A 17409-nucleotide genomic window follows, 5' to 3' on the forward strand; every position below is an offset into this window, starting at 1 on the left:
CTCTCACCCACCAAACTAGTCAGTTTTGCTGTTTTATTCGGACGAATCATTCAAGCTTCCTGCGTCCGATGTGGGAATGATACACAGCATGACTGTCTAATTTGGTGGATGTAACCAAGCCGACAAAGCCACGTGGGGCACGATCAGGCCCTGTCGATCACGCATACGAAGTCATTGGACGCGCGAGCGAACGCGGTGGGAAGTGTCTGCTGTTCCGTGTACTGGCAGTTCCTTCTTCACGTCCAGGCCGCGATCTACCGTCGTGACATGGACAACCAGATCGAGGTGCGCGAGTTCCTCCGCACGCGGCGCGGGCGGATCGGCCCGGCCCAGGCCGGCCTCGTCACCGGCACCGGGCATCGCCGAGTGCCGGGACTGCGGCGTGAGGAAATCGCGCTGCTGGCCGGAATCAGCATCGACTATTACGCCCGGATGGAACGGGGCAACCTGGCCGGTGTCTCCGATGACGTCCTCGACAGTCTGTCCCGGGCTCTACAACTCGACGAAGCCGAAACCCGGCACCTCTACGACCTCACCCGCGCCGCGCAGCCGCAGCCGAGCCGGCGACGTAAACGTGGCGACGACCGGACAGCCCGTCCGAGCCTTCGACGTTTCCTCGACGCGATTACCGGCACTCCCACCTGGGTGTGCAACCAGCGCATGGATTTCATCGCGGCCAACCCCCTCGGGCACGCGCTGCTGGCACCGCTGCTGACCGATCCGGCAAACCAGGGCAACAATGCCCGTTTCGTCTTCCTCAGTCCCGCCGCCCGCACCTACTATCCCGCTTGGGAACGCGGAGCCGACGACATCGTCGCGAACCTGCGCGCCTATGCGGGACGCAATCCGCTCGACAAGGGTCTCACCGATCTCATCGGCGAGCTCGTCACTCGCAGCGACGATTTCCGGATCCGCTGGTCGGTAGGCAAAGCCCGCTTCCAGCGGAGCGGAGTAGAGCGTATCCACCACCCCGAGGTCGGTGAACTCGAATTCGCCTACGAAGCAATGGAACTCACCGACAACCCCGGATGGACGATGTTCGGCTACACCGCTGAATCCGGGTCCCCCACCGAAGAGCGTGTCAAGCTCCTCGGCAGCCTCACCGCAACCCGGAAAACGTTGGAGCCCGACGCGCTCTGAGCACGCGAAGAGGGCGATCCCTGCCCGGGTCCCACCGGTCACAACAGGGTGAAGATGCCCCACGACAGCAGCGGGCCGATGATCACCATCGAAATACCCCACAGAGCGAGCCTCCGAAACAGCGCCGCGCGCTCGTCCGGCCTGGCGTTCGCCAGAACGAGGGCCCCCGCAATGCCCATCGGACTGGCGTCGACAACCGTTGCAGAGATGGTGACGGGCCCGACGACGTTGAGAACGCTGACCCCACCGTCGGACACCATCGGTAGCCCTAGCGGCAAACTTGCACCGAGAACACCCAAAGTCGAGGTGAAAGCCGAAGTGATCGCAGTGATGAAGGAGAGAACGAGTATGCCGATTGCAGGTGATTCGAAATTGTACAGTTGGTCGCCGATGGCCCCGAGCGTTCCGATTTCAGTCAACACCGCGATATAGCTGAGCACCCCGGCGACCAGCACCATCACCGGCCACGGCATCTTGGGGATGAGGTCCTCGCTGTTGCGTTGGAAGATCAGGGCCAAGACGACAGCCAGTGTGAGGGCAACGAATCCGACATCCAGATCGAGCAGGACCGCGGAGAGGACCAGGAGTACGATCGCCGCCATGGTGCATCCCTGATACACCGTTGGCCGCCCCACAGTTTTCGCCGGCAATGTGATTGTGGTCGAGGCGGCGCCCGACGGCCCAGCCGATTGGCCGGTAGAAGACGGCTCGTGCGCGTCTACCGGATCGAACGGAACCTCGCGGTCACCTGACGATCGGCGGGCACGAATGAGCTTTCTGCCACCGAAGAGGAAAAAGGCTGCAGCACAGATTATTCCGTGCACCACGACATGGCAGGCGAACAGTTGCGCCGGGTGTGATTCGAGGCCCGCATCCTTCAGGAGTCGGTCAGTGAAGACGCCGTCGATGGCGATCGGGCTGAACAGCCCGGCCAGTACTCCGTGCACGACCATCAGCGCCATCATGAAGATGCTGACTCCGAATTGGCGGGCAAAGCGGACGGCGACGGGCATCAGAAGCGCCACGACTGCAGCCGAATACGTTCCGACACCGGTAGTGAAGGCTCCCGCGAAGAAAAGGATGAACGGAACGAGGACTACTCGGTTTCCCACGAGCTTGAGAAGGAAGTCCATTATGTAGTCCATCGTCCGACTCGCCTCGACGACGGCGAACAGAAACGTCACCCCGACGAGGAGCACGAACATCTCGCTCGGGAATCCGCTGACGACTTCGTCTGCAGACAGGCCGGCCAGACTGGCGATGACAAACGCCGCAGGTAGCAGAAGAATACCGAGATTGAGCTGCCATTTCGTCGCGGCTGTGAACGCCGCGACTATGACCGCCAGAGAAAGTATCTGTAGGGCACTCATGTCGTCCTTGTTCGTTCTAGTGAGTAGAGAGTAGGAGCGATTTCCCCGTGGTGCACCGTCGTGGCATCCACGGCCTCGGCTGGTTGTCGTCCCCGAGGCACCTCAACTATCGCGTCGTGCGCCGTGATGCCGCCCGAGCGACCCTTCTCCGAGTACCGCAGCCCGACGGATCTATCGCCGAGCGACCCTTCCCGATCGCGCGAAACGGACGTCGCTGCACATGCATTCGGAATGCCTGCCGTGCACGCAGGTAAACCGAGTTCGGCAACCGGACGACCGGGTCTCTTGCTCCCCCGCTCATCAACGTCCTTACCCGCCTCATCCGTGGCCCGCTGTCGCGGCCGCTCAGCCAGATCGCTCCGGTGACTGATCTGCGCAGAGCGCCGACTCGGAGACGTCGCAAAACGCACTTCGCACATACGTGCAGAGAATACGTCCGTCATGGTCCACCACGGAGTCCTCGAAGTTGATCACGCCGAGGTGCGGTCGGCTGGTCTTGACGATGTCTCGCACCCTGGTTTCGACGTAGATCGTGTCGTTCGGCCGGAGCGGGGACTTGAACCGAACCTCGTCGTAGCCGGCGAGGGCTACCAGCCTCACGCCCAGATCTGTCAGACGCGGGCGAACTGCGGGTGTCGCCAGCCCGAGAGCGAAGGCGATCACACAGGCACCCGCCAGATTGCGCTCGCCCATGTCGGACTCGAGCATCAGCGGCTTGTTCGTGTGGTATTCCGCGGTTGTCCAGGTCAGGTTCGTCATGGCGCTGAAGTCACCCTCGGTGATCGTTCGCCCCTGACTCCGGGCGGTGAACTCGAATTCGGCCGGAAGGTCGAAGGTCTCTCTTTCCTTGGCCATGATCACTTCCTGGTCAAGAAGAACTGGTACGGGTTGTTGATCAGGTCGCGGCCCACGATCACCTTCTGGATCTCGGTGGCGCCCTCGCCGATCCGGCGGATGCGGAGCTCGCGGAACCAACGCTCGAGCGGCAGTTCACGGGAGACACCGAGTCCACCATGGAGCTGGATGCAACGGTCCACGACGCGGAACGAGGCCTCGGTTGCAGCGATCTTCGCCAGTGCCGCCTCGGTGCGGAACGGACGATCCGCGTCGGCGGCGGCGGCCGCGTTGAGCACCATCAGGGTCGCTTGCCGGATGTCCTGCTCGTTCTCGACGAGCATCCAGTTCGCACCCTGGTGATCGGCCAGGCGCTTGCCGAACGACTCACGCATCTTCGTCCACTCGATGGTCATCTCCTGAGCCCGAATGGCGAGGCCGATGGTGCCGGCGCTGTACGGGATCCGGTTGCGGCTGAGTCGTTCGTTGGCCAGCGAGAATCCCTTGCCGATCTCGCCCAGGATGTTCTCCTCGGGAACGCGGACGTTCTCGAGCTGAAGCTCGGTACCGGGATCGGTCGACCGCATCGTGTGGACGATCCGGTGGACGTTGAATCCGGGCGTATCGGTGTCGACGATGAAGCAGGTGATGCCGTCGCGGCCGGGGCCACCGGTACGAGCGAACACGAGCGCGAACTCGGCCTCGTGCGCGAAGCTGATCCACAGCTTGCTGCCGTTGAGAACCCACTCGTTCCCGTCCTTCACGGCCTTGGTGCGAATGTTGCGGCCCGGGTCGCTGCCGCCGGTGGGCTCGGAGAGCGCGAAGCAGGCCCGCTTCTCACCCGAGATGGACGGCTCGAGGTACTTCTCACGCTGGTACGACGTTGCCCACGCGGACAGAAGCGGGATCTGGCCCGTGTGACCGAACGCTTCGAAGCACGGCGCGTAGAGACCGGCGCGGTGCTGCGACATCTCGATTGCCAGGAGGCAACGGGTGACCAGATCGATGCCCGGTCCGCCCTCCTTCTCGGGGAGGTCGAGGTTGTACAGCCCCATCTGCTTGGTCTTCGACACGAGGCGGTCGTAATCGGCGGCCGGCACGCTGGTCGCGTCGGGGTCCAGCGTGTCCTCGAGCGGGCGGACCTGCTCCCGGACGAACTGCCGGACCATGGTGAGCAGTGCGTGCTGCTCGTCGGAAATTTCGAACATCTTCTTCTACTCCTAGGCTTTTCGAATCAACCGTCGATCGAGAGACGTCCGCGGAACACTTCTCCACGCTCGGCCACCTTGGCCGGCAGCACCCCGTGGCGAGATCTGTGTGCGAGCACGAGTTCCGTGTAGCGGCTCTGGTACTGAACATGCTCCTCGTAGCGGAATTGCATCCCGTCGATCGCGTACTCGTCTGCCAGGGTTACGAGCTTGGAACGGAGCCCGAAGGGCTCGAGCGCGCCGGCAAATCCGATATCGATCACGGTTCCGTCCGCGTCCGCGATCTCGTACACGCCGGTCGAGACGGGAACGCTGCGCAGTTCGTCGGCAGAGCTCTTCAGCCACGGTTTCGTCATGAAGATACTCATCGGTTCTTCTCCTCCAGTAGTGCCACGGGCAATTCGACCTTCCGACTCCTGATGAACTCGGCCAAACCCTTGGCCTGCGGGTCGAAACGGCCGCCCGAGGCAGCACCACCGCCGAGAAGCCCACGAATGAGGAAGTTCACCGCCCTGAGGTTGGGCAGCTCGACCCGGAGGATCTCGCGGCCCGAGGCCTCCGGAAAGATCGCGAGTAGTCCCTCGACCGTGAGGTGTTCACGGAGCCATGCATATTCGTCGTCCGACCTGCCCCAGATCCCGACGTTGGCATGAGCACCCTTGTCGCCCGATCGGGCTCCGAAGACCTTGCCGAGCGACACCGTCTGTGTGGGACCCTCGACACCTTCGGCGGTACGGGGTGCGCCCGCATCGAGCAGCGCGGGTTCGGCCGCCTTCTTCTCCGACCCCGGGAAGTCCACCGTCGTGCCATCGGGCATGACGACTCTTTCCGTGACGAGTTCCTGCGGAACCAGGCAGGGCCAGGCCAGACCGGTTTGGGTAGGGCGTTGCTGTTTCTCGTCCTGGAAGTAGATTCCCGGATAGCTGGACAGAGCGAGGCTCATCGCCGCATCGAAGATCCGCCGACCGAGCTTGTCCTTGTCGTACGAGGAGAAGGTTGCCACCAACTTGGCCACCGACAGCTCGTTCACCGCCGCGCCGAGCTGGTCGGACCGGACGAGCCGGAAGTCCACCGAATCGAACTGCTCCGCTCCACCGAGAGCCTCGAGCATTCCGGCCTGCGCCACTGCGGCCTTGGCTTCGACGTCGTCGCCGGGGATGGCGAACGTCATCGACTGGTTGTAGGTTCCGACGCAGTTCATCGTCACCTTGACGGTGGGCGGCGGCGCCTGACCTCGAACGCCGGACATCCGCACCCGGTCAGGACCTTCCTGGGTCAACTCGATCGATCCGAGGTCCAGGATCACGTCCGTGTTGAGGTAGTTGCGTTCTCCGACCTCGTACACCAACTGGGCGGTGACGGTACCGACGGAGACCATTCCGCCGGTGCCCTCGTGCTTCGTGATGACCGAGGAGCCGTCGGCGTGCATCTCCGCGATCGGGAAACCCGGCCGGATCGGGTTCTCGATTTCCTCGAAGAAGGCGTAGTTGCCTCCGGTCGCCTGGGCGCCACACTCGATGACGTGACCGGCGGCGACTGCGCCGGCAAGGCAGTCGTAGTCCTCCATGTCCCAGCCGAACTTCCACATGGCCGGTCCGACCACAAGGGAAGCGTCGGTGACACGGGGGCAGACGACGATGTCGGCGCCACCGCTCAGCGCATGCGCAATGCCGCGTGCACCCAGGTAGGCGTTCGCGGTCGCCGGGGTCGGGGAGCTTTCGTCGTGGACCTCTCCGGTATCGATGTTGCGAAAGTCGACGCCGGCCGCGCGGAGCTCGTCCATCCGGGGAATGAGGTCGTCACCGGTGAGGTATGCGATTGCCGGTGAGACGTTCTTCTCGGCGGCAAGGTCGCGTAATGCGTCCGCCAGACCCTTGGGGTCCAACCCACCGGCGTTGACGACGATCTTGATTCCCCGCTCCACGCAGGTACCGAGTACTTCCTTCATCTGCGTCAGGAACGTGGACGCGTACCCGGGACGCCCGGCCGTCTTGGACTTCCACAGGATGTACATGGTGAGTTCGGCCAGATAGTCGCCGGTGAGGACGTCGATGTCACCGCCCTCGACCATTTCCCGGGCCGCCGACAGGCGGTCTCCGTAGAAGCCGGAAACGTTGCCGATACGCAACGGTGCGGTCATTCGTGCTCACCCCTTTCCGTCGGCGTCGGCCGTGCGGTGGGGAAGAAAGATGTCGGCGTCGCCTACGGCGCAACTGACACCGTCGGATTCCCGCACCTCACGCAATTCCACCGTCACCAGCACACCGCCGTCGACGGAGCGGTCGACGGCCGTGATCGAACCCTGGCAGGCCAGAACGTCTCCGGGACAGGCGAAGCGCCGCACCGAGTACTGGAGTCGCCGCAGCTCGCCACGCTCTCCAGCCCAGCCGGTACACAGGCTGGTGAAATACGCACCGTGCAGGTGGGACTGAACGAGAACGTTCGGGTAACCCTCGGACGCCGCGTAGGCGGGGTCGTAGTGGATACGGTGGGCGTTCCACGTGACCGCGCAGTAGCGGAACAGCTGAACCTCGGTCGGGCGATGCGTCACCGCGGGGATCTCGTCCCCGACCTCGACCTCGTCGGCGAACCGCTCGATACGCTGAATTGCACTCGTGGTCATCGGCCCAGCACCGTCCTCACGGAAGTCATGATGAGTGCTCCGTCAGCGGCGCGGTAGCGATGACGGATACGAATTACGAACATCAGCCCGGACTTGGATTCACGCGCGGTGACGTCCTCGAGCTCTTCGGTGAGCACAACCTCGGTACCGGCGATGAGAGGGGCGTGGAAGAACATCTCCTCACCACCGCCCATGATCCGAACGCCCTCGGTGGGGATCCACTGCATCTCGGCCGCGGGAGTGCCGTCGATGCGGAGATCCTCCTCGGGTCCGCCGTCGGTCCAGTCCATGTAGGACGGCAGACAATTCGGCGGAACAACGAGCCCGGCATAGCCTTTCGACCTTGCGTAGTCTTCGTCGAAGTACAGCGGATCGGTCTCGCCGATCGCACGCGCATACCGCTGTGACATGAGCGGATCGATGGTCGCCCGGATGGGATGGGACGTGGCACCGACTTGCTGCCGGATCTGCTCTACGAGCTCCATGGTCACTGCCATGAGTTGGTACCTTTCTGCTAGACGGCACCCGAGCGGCGAAGGCGCTCGATGTCGTCGGTGGAATAGCCGAGTTTCTCGGCGAGGATCTCGTCGGTGTCGCGCCCGAGCGGGCCGACCCGGGTAGGCTGGACGGTCGCCGATTCCGACATGAAGATCGGGTTTCCGAACGTGATGAAGCGCCCCTTGTCGTCGTCCAACCACCTGACGACGCCGTGCTCCTCGACGTGGGGGTCGACCAAGAGCTCCCCGAGCGTGACCACCGGAGCATTGGGGATCTGCGCTTCCTCGAGTTGGACGGAAAGCTCATCCTTGAGCTTGTCTGCCGTCCACACTCCGACGATGGTGTCCAGGTCTTCCATATCGGCGCACCTGCCGGCCATGGTGTCGAAACGACTTTCCTCGGCGTCCGGCTCCTTCATCACTTCCCGAAGGCGCTTCCAGTGCGCATCGGTGGGGCAGATCAGCGCAATCCACCCGTCCTTGGTCTTGTACGCGTTGTAGGGGGACACGGCGAGCCCGCCGTTACGGTTGCCGGTGCGTTCCGGCATGGTTCCGCCGCTGTGCACGTACCCGGCGATGTTGGACGCGAGACTGGGGATGATCGCGTCCTGCAGAGAGACCTCGACGTGTTGCCCCTGACCGGTATGTTCACGCTGATAGAGCGCCGCCAGGACACCTGAGAGCAGATGGGCCGACCCCATGAAGTCGACGACGGAGGGGCCGGTTCGCAGCGGCGGCCCTTCGTCGAATCCAGTGGTGCTCATGATCGCGGACCGGGCCTGGACCGTGAGATCCATCGCCGGCGTGCCGGCGAGCGGCCCGAATGATCCGAAACCGGTGCCCGAGGCCATGATCAGCCGGGGATTCTCGGCGTGGAGCGTGTCGAAATCGAGCCCGAACCGCTCCATCGCACCCGGCGACAGGTTCTGGACCAGGACGTCGGTCTCTTTCATGAGATCCCGGAAGACCGCCTTGCCTTCCTCGCTCTTGAGATCGAGCCGCATCATCCGCTTGCCCGAATTGAGTAGGTGGAACTGGACGGACGCGCCTTCTTCATCGGCGGTGGGCAGACGCCGATAAGGATCGCCGGCCGGGGCCTCGACCTTGATGACCTCCGCTCCGAGTCGCGCCATCAGCATGGTGCAGTACGGGGCGAAGTAGAACTGGCCCAGATCTACCACCCGGACGCCTGCGAGAGCCGTCATTCGGGGCCTCCTTGATTTTCGATACTCACTGGCGACTGATCGCCGGAACGGTCAGTCATGTCTCAAACTCTGTGACCCGCAATACATGAATAATATGCACATATTTATTGGGCGTCAAGATCCTCTGGGCGGATTACGTCTCCGCAGGCCGTCCGTCTCAGATCGACAACGTCTGGTACTCGAGGAACTCCTCGATGCCGATTCGTCCCTGCTCACGACCGATACCGGAGAGCTTGAAACCACCATGGGGAGCCCGCTTGTCCACTGGCGCACCGTTGATCCTCACGCGGCCGGTACGGATCCTCTCGGCCACCGCGATGGCGCGCCCCTGGTCACCCGACCAGACCGCTCCGGCCAGGCCGTACTGGGAGTCGTTGGCGATACGGACGGCGTCCGCGTCGTCGTCGAATGGGATGACCGTGAGAACGGGACCGAAGATCTCTTCCTGGGCCGGCGTGTGCTCGTTGGTACCGAGAAACGCGGTGGGGCGGACATAGGCACCGCGCTCGAAGCCGTCAGGACGCCCCGTCCCACCGGCGAGGAGAGTCATCCCCTCGTCGATCCCCTTCTGGATGTAGCCCTCGACGCGAGCCCGCTGCGATTCTGAAGCGACCGGGCCGAGCTGCGACGCGGAGTCGAAGGGATCGCCGACGACAAAGGAGTTGACCTTCTGCGCCACAAGCTCTTTCACCTCATCGATGCGCGAGGCCGGGACCAACATCCGGGACAGGGCGCCACAGACCTGACCGGACGAACGGAACGCGTCCTCGATACCTACGTCGACGGCGTGTGCGAGATCCGCATCAGGAAGGATGATGTTTGCCGACTTTCCGCCGAGCTCTAGCGCGACCCGCTTGACCGATCGCGAGGCGAGCTCCATCACCCGGCGTCCTGCACCCACCGAGCCGGTCAGGGACACCATCTCCACGAGATCATGCGTGGCCATCGGCTCGCCGACCTCGGAGCCGGAACCGGAGACGAGGTTGAACACGCCGCGCGGAAAACCGGCCTCCTCAACCATTTCGGCGAAGATGAACGAGACCATCGGTGCGATCTCACTACCCTTGAGGACCACCGTGCAGCCCGCGGCCATGGCAGCCCCGGCCTTGATCGCGATGGCGCGCAGGGGCGCGTTCCACGGCGTGATGGCGGCGACGACGCCCGCAGGCACACGCCGGATCCGCGTTTCGCCGAGCTTCTCCTCCCAGATGATGTCGTCGAGGTACTCGGCCAGCATGCCGAGGTCGGCGATTCCCGCCCCGGTCTGGTTGATGCGGGCGCGCTCGATCGGATGCCCGATCTCACTCACGATGGAGTGAAGGATTTCCTCCTCGCGACGCTTGGCGATCTCGTGAAGGCGGGAGAAGTACTTGCGCCGCTGCGCGACCGAGGTGGTCGACCATCCTTCGAACGCCGCACTCGCGGCATTGACTGCCCGGTCGACGTCTTCGGCACCACACGTCGGTACCTGTGCGATGGACTCCTCGGTCGCCGGGTTCTGTACGACGATGGGCTCGGCGTCGGCTTCCGGCGCGGACCATTCCCCATCGATGTAGATTTCCTTCTTGATGTTCATTGGATCGACTCCTCCAGTGGTCTCGGATGTGGTCAGGCGTGCGGATCGAGCATCTGGCGGATCACCGTCGCGTCATGGAGGTGATCCAGCGACTCGTTCAGGTCTTCGAAGGCGATGGAACCCGAGTGAAGTTTGTCCACCGGAAGGTTTCCCTCTCGAAAGAGATTGAGGTACTTGGGTATATCGCGTTCAGCGACTCCCGAACCGAGCATGGCGCCGCGGATCACCTTGTCCTCGGATACCAGCCGAGTGTTGGGGAATTCCAAGCGAGAGTCAGCGCGACTCACTCCGACGCACACGATCTCGCCGGCCTTTCGGGTGTAGTCGAACGCGCTGTTCATAGCGCGCTGATTGGCGGTCAGTTCGAATGCGAAATCGACGCCGCCATCTGTGAGATCGCGGATCTTCGCAACGAGGTCGGGGTCCGCACCGCCGAAGGTGTGCGTGCACCCCACCTCCTTTGCGATGGGAAATTTGCTGTCGAGCAGATCGATTCCGATGATCGTGGAGGCTCCGGACGCCTGCGCCGCCATCACCGAGGTGAGACCGACTCCGCCGAGCCCCACGATTGCAACGGCGTCACCGGGACGGACGCGGGCGGCATTCATCACGGCGCCGGCGCCGGTGACCACCGCGCAGCCGAAAATGGCGGCGACATCGAGCGGAATGTCTTTGTCGATCCTGATCAGGCTGCCAGGTGTCGTCACCGCGTACTGGGCGAAACACGAGACGCCACTGTAGTGGAACAACGCCTCGCCATTCAGGCTCAGCCGACGTTCGCCGTTGGGAAGCAGGCCCTGGGATCTGCTGACACCGATCCGGTCGCAGATCCCGGGGCGTCCCGCCATGCAGTAGCGGCACTGCCCGCATCCTCCGGCGGCGGACATGACGACATGGTCGCCCGGCTCGAGGCCGACGACACCCGGGCCGACCTCGCGGACTATGCCGGCGCCCTCGTGACCGCCGACAACCGGGAGAGTCCGCTTGCGCTGCCCCTCCGCGACCGAAAGGTCGGAATGACAGACGCCCGCTGCACGGACCTCCACGAGTACTTCCCCTTGATACGGCCCGTCGAGGTCGACGTTCTCGATGTGGAACGGCTTGCTCGCCGCGAATGGTTGCTCGAGCCCCTGCTCGAACATGACGGCTGCCTTCATGCGCATCGGATCGACTCCTCAGATTTCTCGAAGTGGGCCACGTCGCTCGACCTCAAAGGCGTCGTGACCTGCACCTGGAATGATCCGGGGCTGTGACCCGGATCTCGCGTTCGTAAAACATGTGTATAGTATGCATCGCTGAGAAGCAAGTGAGTAGGCCCCAATCGGCTGAGCGATACGACGGCGACGTCCACGCCCGACATCGAACTCGGCGACTGTCACGAACCCGCCGGGTACACACCACCGCCGGGGGTCGAGTGCGAAGCTCAGGGCGATCGATATGCACGTCGCCACCGAATATCACGCACCCCGGCCGAAGAGCGTCCGATTGCTCGACGACCCCTTCACTCAGGCCCTTTCGAGCGAACTCGGACGCGGCATACGCGTGGAAGTCGCGCAATCTCGATGAGACGACCTGCAAAGTTTACAAATGTGAATAACAGGTGCACTATGTGCATGTTATTAGTGATGCACACCACAATGTCCTGCGGGTCGAGACCTTCTGGTCGGATCGACCGGGCAGGACATGACCTCACGGATGTTGCGACTGGAAGGCTCAGCGCAGGATTTCCTGCACTCAACACCTCAACCGACGCGGCTCCAGAAAATCGCAAAATCGGAAGGTTCGTGATCGCCACGATGAATGCCCACCTCGCCCAGCAGCTGATCGGCGCAAACCAGCAGTTCGACCTCAGGATCGGTGACCAGTTCGAGACCGGTCGGGGTGAGCTGATCCCAGTAACCAACCCGGCGACCGGAGAAGTCCTTGCCGAGATTCGCGCCGCGGACACCGATCAGGTTCGGCGGGCAGTCGTTGCCGCACGTAGCACCGTGGAGCAGGACACGCTGGGAACTCCGGCGGAACGCTCTGCCTGCCTGCAGAGGCTTGCGGACGTCATCGAAGAGCACACGGACGAAATCCTGAATACCGTTATCGCCGAGACCGGTACACCGATCTCGACCGCCCGCGGAATGCACGTCGGAACACCGGTCCGGTACCTTCGATGGCTGGCGCAGGCCACATTGGCGGATCGCACCGAGTACCTCGGTCGTGAGCCGGGCCCGCCGGTGAACGAGGCGATGGTTGTGTACCGGCCGATCGGAGTGGTCGCCGGAATCGCCGCCTACAACTACCCCCTCATGTTCGCGGCCATGAAGGTCGGGGCAGCTTTCGCCGCGGGGTGTCCCAGCGTCCTGCTGTCGTCGCCGCACTCGCCTCTGACTCTTCTGAACTTCGGGAACTGGGTAGACGAAGCCGGCTTCCCCAAGGATGCGGTCAGCGTTCTGGCTGGCGGTGTCGAGGTCGCTCAGGCGTTGATCGACTGCCCGGATGTCGCGAAGGTGACCTTCACCGGATCCGTTCCGGCTGGAACGGCGGTAATGAAACGCGCCGCCGAGGGCTTGCGTGGCGTCGTTCTCGAACTCGGAGGGAAGTCGGCTGCGATTCTCCTTCCGTCATCCGACCCGAAGGCAGTCGTCGGATCGGTACATTCGCGGTACTTGAGAAACGCCGGGCAGGGCTGCGGCTCGCCGACGCGGATACTAGTTCACCGCAGCCACCTGGACGAGTTCCTCGCGGCCAGCCGGGAGTACTACGACAACGTCGGGGTGGGGGACCCCTTCGATCCCGACACGATCGTCGGGCCCGTGATCAGCGAACCGCACCGCGATCGCGTGCAATCGTTCGTCAACGCCGCTTTGGCCGCCGGCGGTGAGATCCTGGCGCAAGGGACTCTGCCGGACACCGACCGCGGGTGGTGGGTGCGGCCGACGCTGATCGGTGGTCTGAACAACGACGCGGAGATCAATCAGGAAGAAATCTTCGGGCCCGTTGCCACCGTGTTGGTCTACGACAATGTCGACGAGGCTGTCGCCATCGCCAACAAGTCCAAGTTCGGCCTCCACGCCAGCATCTTTGGTCCCCATGACGAGGCGATGGCACTCGTTCACCGCCTCGAAGTCGGACTGGTCACGTTCAATGGTGGCGCGCCCGTCCGATCCGACGCACCCAACGGTGGTTGGAAGGAAAGCGGCATCGGCCGCGAGCGGGGCGAAGCCGGAATCCGCGAATTCCTGGAACCCGTCACGGTCCAGTGGCCAGTGACCGATTGACCTAACCGTTCCCGTAGTAACGACGTCGACCGTGATTATCCGGGATCGCCGTCGCCCGTCGTGAATCGATCTGCAACGAAAGCGAGAAAGCCATGGCGAACGAGTCCGTCACCGAGGTGGTGACAAGCGGTTCAGCCTCGTACGAGACACCGGCGAAGCAGCGACGGCGAATCGTGCTGTCGAGCTACCTCGGCAACACCGTCGAATGGTACGACTTCTACATCTACGGCATTGCCGCAGCACTGTATTTCCCATCGATCTTCTTCGCAAGCAGTTCGCCGCTGGTGGGCACGATCGCCTCCTTCGGCACATTCGCCAGTGGATTCCTGGCGCGTCCCATCGGTGGCATCATCGGCGGCCACTTCGGAGACAGGTACGGGCGAAAGTCCGTCCTCGTGGTCAGTATGACGCTGATGGGCCTGAGCACCTTTGCCGTCGGTGCACTGCCGGGTGAAGCCAGGATCGGCGTTGCCGCCCCAGTAATCCTGGTGCTGCTTCGCCTCGTGCAGGGATTCGCGGCGGGCGCCGAGTGGGGCGGCGGAATCCTCATGATCGTCGAATCCTGCCGACAGGAACGGCGAGGGTTCTGGGGCGGCATCGGAAGTGCCGGCGTCTTCTGCGGCGGAGTTCTCGCAACACTGACCTTCACGGCGATCAGCAGCCTGCCCGACGGCATGGACGAGTATATATGGCGAATTCCGTTCCTTGCCTCGGCGGTTCTGGTGCTGATCGGTATGTGGATTCGGCTCGGGATCGTCGAGTCGTCCGCGTTCAGAGAGTCCCAGGACGCGGGTGAGGAGCACGTCCGCACGCCTTTCCTCTATCTGCTCCGCAACTACAAGCGTCAGGCTTTTGTTGCGATCGCGCTGTCGGCCGGAGCGAATATCGCGTACCAGATCTACATTACGTATGCGACGGCGTACACACGAGCCGTCGAGGGTGACATCGCGACAATACTCGGCGCCCAAACGCTTGTCGGTGTTCTCGCACTGGGCTTGACCCCCTTCTTCGGATATCTGTCGGATCTCGTCGGCCGCAAGACTGTCACGATCGCCGGGTTCGCTTTCACGGTTCCATGGGTCTACCTGCTGTTCGGACAGCTCGAAAACGGCAGCTTCGCCACCATCCTCGGACTGCTCATCCTGTGCGAAGTCGGACACTCCGCTGTCTACGGCCCGCTGAGTTCGTTCCTTGCGGAGCTGTTCCACACTCGTACGAGATACACGGGTGTTTCCCTCGGTTACCAGATCGGTGGCGCGCTGGCAGGGATGGTTCCGCTTGTTGCAGCCACACTCGTGGCCGCCGGCGGACCTGCGGCAGGTGCACAATGGGTACCCACGGTTGCTCTCGTGGCCAGCATCGTCGGAATCTTTGCGGTTCTTCTCGTTCGAGAAACCAACAAGGCCAGCCTGACCGGAGAGGCGGAATGATGTCGGTTCGAGACGAATCGTACGAGGTCTACGCATTGCGCTATGGCTCGGCGAAGACGACCAAAGCTTCGAAGTACCTGAACTACAAGGCCTACGGTGAGCCGGACGAAGAGATCGTCGCCGACTTCTACTTCTGGCTGGTGCGCAATGCCGAGCGCACCGTCCTGGTCGATTGCGGATTCGACGGCGAACGCGCTCGCCCTCGCGGGTATTTCCAGAGCAGTGATCCGGCGGCGTTGCTGGCGCGTTTCGGTGTCACACCAGCCGACATCGATCACGTCGTCATCTCCCACATGCACTTCGATCACGTCGGTAATGTCGGCCTCTTCCCGAACGCGACCTTCAGCGTTGCCCGGGACGAATTCGACTTCTGGACCGGTCGCTACGCGGAGCGAAAAATGTTCGCGCTCTTCGCCGAAGCCGAGGAGATCAAGACCGTCGTCGAACTTCACCAGTCCGGCCGGGTGCATTTCGTGGACGGGCCGGAGACCATCCTCCCAGGAATCACGGTCACACCGATCCGCGGCCACACTCCGGGCCAGATGATCACGGAGGTGAAGAGCGGAGACCTGAATATCGTACTCGCATCCGATGCCCTTCACTTCTACGAGGAGAAGGATCGCGACCGCCCATTCTGGATCTACTGCGACCTCGAGGGTATGTACGAGGGGTATGAGCGTCTGAACGAACTTGCAGAGCAACCCGACACGGTGGTCGTTGCAGGCCACGACCCCGACGTCATGCGACGGTTCAAGACGATCGACGACGACTGCGTGGATCTGACCGCACCGAACAAGACCGCCGCAGACAAGCGGCCCTGAACGTAGAGATCGCACCACCAGCCGACCGAACCGTCACGGATTCGATGCGCAAGAACGCGCCACCCCTGCCCACGAACCGAACCGTCTTTCGCGCTTCAGATTCGACCGCTGCGATCCGGGTGAATGCGGGAGAATCGGACATAGCAAGCACCCCAGTCAGGTCGACAGTAGTGGCATGGGCGTGTCTCGCCGCGGTCCTGCGCGCAGTCAAGGGAACGAATGATCGACGACCGTCGTGCTGAGCACAGGACAACCGCGTCCCGGCACCCGAGTGCCCAGCAGCGAAAGTCGTTGCCCGCGAAACCCGGCAACGGGCCGCGGCTGCGACACCGAAGCTGCATTACAGACCTGCTGCGAGTGGATGCTCTACCCTTGATCATGGTATTGACCCGCAGGCAACGAGACTCGCGGTACCACCCCCGCGGGTGGGCGATGCTAGTTCGGGGACGGCATTGTCCCGGTGCTGGACTGAGCCCCGCCGATGCGGCGACCCGAGGACAACCATTTGCCTCCGTCGACGACGAGAACTGCACCGTTGATGAAGGATGCCGCCGGCGACAACAGGAAGACCGCCGGCCATGAGATTTCGTCGACCGCTCCGACACGTCCGAGTGGGACCGAGTCGGCGAGTCGATGGAGGTCGTCGTTCACCGCATTATCGGAAACTCCCGTTGCCCGGTCCACCCCGGCAGTCGGCGTATAGCCCGGCGCCAAGGCGTTGACCCGGATGTCGTGCGGCCCCCACTCCACGGCGAGACTCTTCGTGAGGCTTTCGACGCCGGCTTTCCCCACCCCGCCGTGAATTCGTCCTGGATTTCCGGTGAACGGGGAGGTACTGGTGATGTTCAGGATCGCGCCTCCCGTCCCTCTCGCGATGACGCGGCGACCGAACTCCTGGCAGGTGTAGAAGGTCCCGAAAGCGTCGGTCTCCACCACCGCGCGGAACCCGTTGGGGGTCAATTCCTCCGAGGGGCAGGTGAACGTTGCGCCCGCGTTGTTGACCAGCAGATCAATGGGACCTACTGCGTCCTCTGCAGAAGCGACGAGTGCGGCCACGCTCTCGGGATCGCGCACATCACAGGTGGCCGCGATCGCCTCACCGCCGATGCCCTGAATTTGGTCACACACATCGTCGAGCACATCCCGGCGGCGCCCGCTCACCACAACCCGCGCTCCGCATTCCGCGAGCCCCAAAGCGATTTGCCGTCCGATTCCACTACCTCCGCCCGTGACGATCGCGGCCGATCCCGCAAGCAATCCTGGTACGAACGGAGTGCGCATTTTCGAATTTCCGACCATGGAAAAGCAACCTCCTTCTCAGGCAGGGATCACTCCCTTGCAGCTTCGTGCGTAGTAAGTCGCTTCCCCTGACAGCACCGTCCAGTACATGCTGGCGGGACGAGGCGAAGTGATAAAGATGAGGTCCCGGACGACCA

General features: G+C 63.1%; 15 protein-coding genes. 4 read left to right on the forward strand and 11 right to left on the reverse strand.

The window, feature by feature from the left end:
• The first annotated feature begins 267 nt into the window (after positions 1–267).
• Positions 268–1140, forward strand: coding sequence for a helix-turn-helix transcriptional regulator (locus AZG88_RS36935; protein WP_061040580.1), 873 nt, complete (start codon positions 268–270; stop codon positions 1138–1140).
• A gap of 38 nt (positions 1141–1178) precedes the next feature.
• Here the strand turns inward: AZG88_RS36935 and AZG88_RS36940 are convergent, their stop codons facing one another.
• The 10 genes from AZG88_RS36940 to AZG88_RS36985 all read right to left on the reverse strand — a co-directional run bounded on the left by AZG88_RS36940 (position 1179) and on the right by AZG88_RS36985 (position 11616).
• Positions 1179–2510, reverse strand: coding sequence for an SLC13 family permease (locus AZG88_RS36940; protein ID WP_061040564.1), 1332 nt, complete (start codon positions 2508–2510; stop codon positions 1179–1181).
• A gap of 345 nt (positions 2511–2855) precedes the next feature.
• The gene (locus AZG88_RS36945; protein ID WP_025433464.1) at positions 2856–3365 is read right to left on the reverse strand and encodes a hypothetical protein; all 510 of its coding nucleotides are present in this window, start codon (positions 3363–3365) and stop codon (positions 2856–2858) included.
• Between the two features lie 2 nt (positions 3366–3367).
• On the reverse strand, positions 3368–4552 hold the full coding sequence (locus tag AZG88_RS36950; RefSeq protein WP_005250197.1) for an acyl-CoA dehydrogenase family protein: 1185 nt from the start codon (positions 4550–4552) through the stop codon (positions 3368–3370).
• 26 nt (positions 4553–4578) lie between these two features.
• Positions 4579–4920 (reverse strand): DUF7508 domain-containing protein, encoded by a 342-nt coding sequence (locus tag AZG88_RS36955; RefSeq protein WP_005250195.1) that lies wholly within the window; start codon positions 4918–4920, stop codon positions 4579–4581.
• Positions 4917–6692 carry an acyclic terpene utilization AtuA family protein gene (locus AZG88_RS36960; protein WP_061040565.1) on the reverse strand — a complete coding sequence of 592 codons (1776 nt, stop codon included), beginning with the start codon at positions 6690–6692 and terminating at the stop codon, positions 4917–4919. Before AZG88_RS36960 ends, AZG88_RS36955 begins: the two co-directional genes overlap by 4 nt.
• A gap of 6 nt (positions 6693–6698) precedes the next feature.
• Positions 6699–7175, reverse strand: a complete 477-nt coding sequence (locus AZG88_RS36965; protein ID WP_005250191.1) for a hypothetical protein — start codon at positions 7173–7175, stop codon at positions 6699–6701.
• The gene (locus tag AZG88_RS36970; protein ID WP_080578296.1) at positions 7172–7672 is read right to left on the reverse strand and encodes an FAS1-like dehydratase domain-containing protein; all 501 of its coding nucleotides are present in this window, start codon (positions 7670–7672) and stop codon (positions 7172–7174) included. Before AZG88_RS36970 ends, AZG88_RS36965 begins: the two co-directional genes overlap by 4 nt.
• A gap of 17 nt (positions 7673–7689) precedes the next feature.
• Positions 7690–8877 (reverse strand): CaiB/BaiF CoA transferase family protein, encoded by a 1188-nt coding sequence (locus AZG88_RS36975; RefSeq protein ID WP_005250187.1) that lies wholly within the window; start codon positions 8875–8877, stop codon positions 7690–7692.
• Between the two features lie 157 nt (positions 8878–9034).
• Entirely contained in the window at positions 9035–10453 is a 1419-nt protein-coding gene (locus AZG88_RS36980) for an aldehyde dehydrogenase family protein (RefSeq protein WP_061040566.1), read from the reverse strand.
• A 32-nt stretch (positions 10454–10485) separates the two neighbouring features.
• The gene (locus AZG88_RS36985; protein ID WP_005250184.1) at positions 10486–11616 is read right to left on the reverse strand and encodes a zinc-binding dehydrogenase; all 1131 of its coding nucleotides are present in this window, start codon (positions 11614–11616) and stop codon (positions 10486–10488) included.
• Positions 11617–12237: 621 nt separating this feature from the next.
• On the opposite strand from AZG88_RS36985, the gene AZG88_RS36990 reads away from it, so the two are divergent.
• The 3 genes from AZG88_RS36990 to AZG88_RS37000 all read left to right on the forward strand — a co-directional run bounded on the left by AZG88_RS36990 (position 12238) and on the right by AZG88_RS37000 (position 15973).
• The gene (locus tag AZG88_RS36990) at positions 12238–13722 is read left to right on the forward strand and encodes an aldehyde dehydrogenase family protein (RefSeq protein ID WP_061040567.1); all 1485 of its coding nucleotides are present in this window, start codon (positions 12238–12240) and stop codon (positions 13720–13722) included.
• 92 nt (positions 13723–13814) lie between these two features.
• The gene (locus tag AZG88_RS36995) at positions 13815–15152 is read left to right on the forward strand and encodes an MFS transporter (protein ID WP_005250181.1); all 1338 of its coding nucleotides are present in this window, start codon (positions 13815–13817) and stop codon (positions 15150–15152) included.
• Positions 15149–15973 carry an N-acyl homoserine lactonase family protein gene (locus AZG88_RS37000; protein WP_061040568.1) on the forward strand — a complete coding sequence of 275 codons (825 nt, stop codon included), beginning with the start codon at positions 15149–15151 and terminating at the stop codon, positions 15971–15973. The genes AZG88_RS36995 and AZG88_RS37000 overlap by 4 nt, the downstream gene beginning before the upstream one ends.
• Positions 15974–16408: 435 nt before the next feature.
• Here AZG88_RS37000 and AZG88_RS37005 read toward each other — a convergent pair whose 3' ends face one another.
• Positions 16409–17272 (reverse strand): SDR family oxidoreductase, encoded by an 864-nt coding sequence (locus tag AZG88_RS37005; RefSeq protein ID WP_061040569.1) that lies wholly within the window; start codon positions 17270–17272, stop codon positions 16409–16411.
• Between the last annotated feature and the right edge of the window lie 137 nt (positions 17273–17409).

It is taken from the genome of Rhodococcus sp. LB1 (assembly GCF_001583455.1).
Taxonomy (GTDB): Bacteria; Actinomycetota; Actinomycetes; order Mycobacteriales; family Mycobacteriaceae; genus Rhodococcus_F; species Rhodococcus_F opacus.

Bases quoted from the DNA above. Each gene is read 5' to 3' on its own strand.
- AZG88_RS36935 (WP_061040580.1), top strand. From the start codon at position 268: ATGGACAACCAGATCGAGGTGCGCGAGTTCCTCCGCACGCGGCGCGGG.
- AZG88_RS36940 (WP_061040564.1), bottom strand. From the start codon at position 2,510: ATGAGTGCCCTACAGATACTTTCTCTGGCGGTCATAGTCGCGGCGTTC.
- AZG88_RS36945 (WP_025433464.1), bottom strand. From the start codon at position 3,365: ATGGCCAAGGAAAGAGAGACCTTCGACCTTCCGGCCGAATTCGAGTTC.
- AZG88_RS36950 (WP_005250197.1), bottom strand. From the start codon at position 4,552: ATGTTCGAAATTTCCGACGAGCAGCACGCACTGCTCACCATGGTCCGG.
- AZG88_RS36955 (WP_005250195.1), bottom strand. From the start codon at position 4,920: ATGAGTATCTTCATGACGAAACCGTGGCTGAAGAGCTCTGCCGACGAA.
- AZG88_RS36960 (WP_061040565.1), bottom strand. From the start codon at position 6,692: ATGACCGCACCGTTGCGTATCGGCAACGTTTCCGGCTTCTACGGAGAC.
- AZG88_RS36965 (WP_005250191.1), bottom strand. From the start codon at position 7,175: ATGACCACGAGTGCAATTCAGCGTATCGAGCGGTTCGCCGACGAGGTC.
- AZG88_RS36970 (WP_080578296.1), bottom strand. From the start codon at position 7,672: ATGGCAGTGACCATGGAGCTCGTAGAGCAGATCCGGCAGCAAGTCGGT.
- AZG88_RS36975 (WP_005250187.1), bottom strand. From the start codon at position 8,877: ATGACGGCTCTCGCAGGCGTCCGGGTGGTAGATCTGGGCCAGTTCTAC.
- AZG88_RS36980 (WP_061040566.1), bottom strand. From the start codon at position 10,453: ATGAACATCAAGAAGGAAATCTACATCGATGGGGAATGGTCCGCGCCG.
- AZG88_RS36985 (WP_005250184.1), bottom strand. From the start codon at position 11,616: ATGCGCATGAAGGCAGCCGTCATGTTCGAGCAGGGGCTCGAGCAACCA.
- AZG88_RS36995 (WP_005250181.1), top strand. From the start codon at position 13,815: ATGGCGAACGAGTCCGTCACCGAGGTGGTGACAAGCGGTTCAGCCTCG.
- AZG88_RS37000 (WP_061040568.1), top strand. From the start codon at position 15,149: ATGATGTCGGTTCGAGACGAATCGTACGAGGTCTACGCATTGCGCTAT.
- AZG88_RS37005 (WP_061040569.1), bottom strand. From the start codon at position 17,272: ATGGTCGGAAATTCGAAAATGCGCACTCCGTTCGTACCAGGATTGCTT.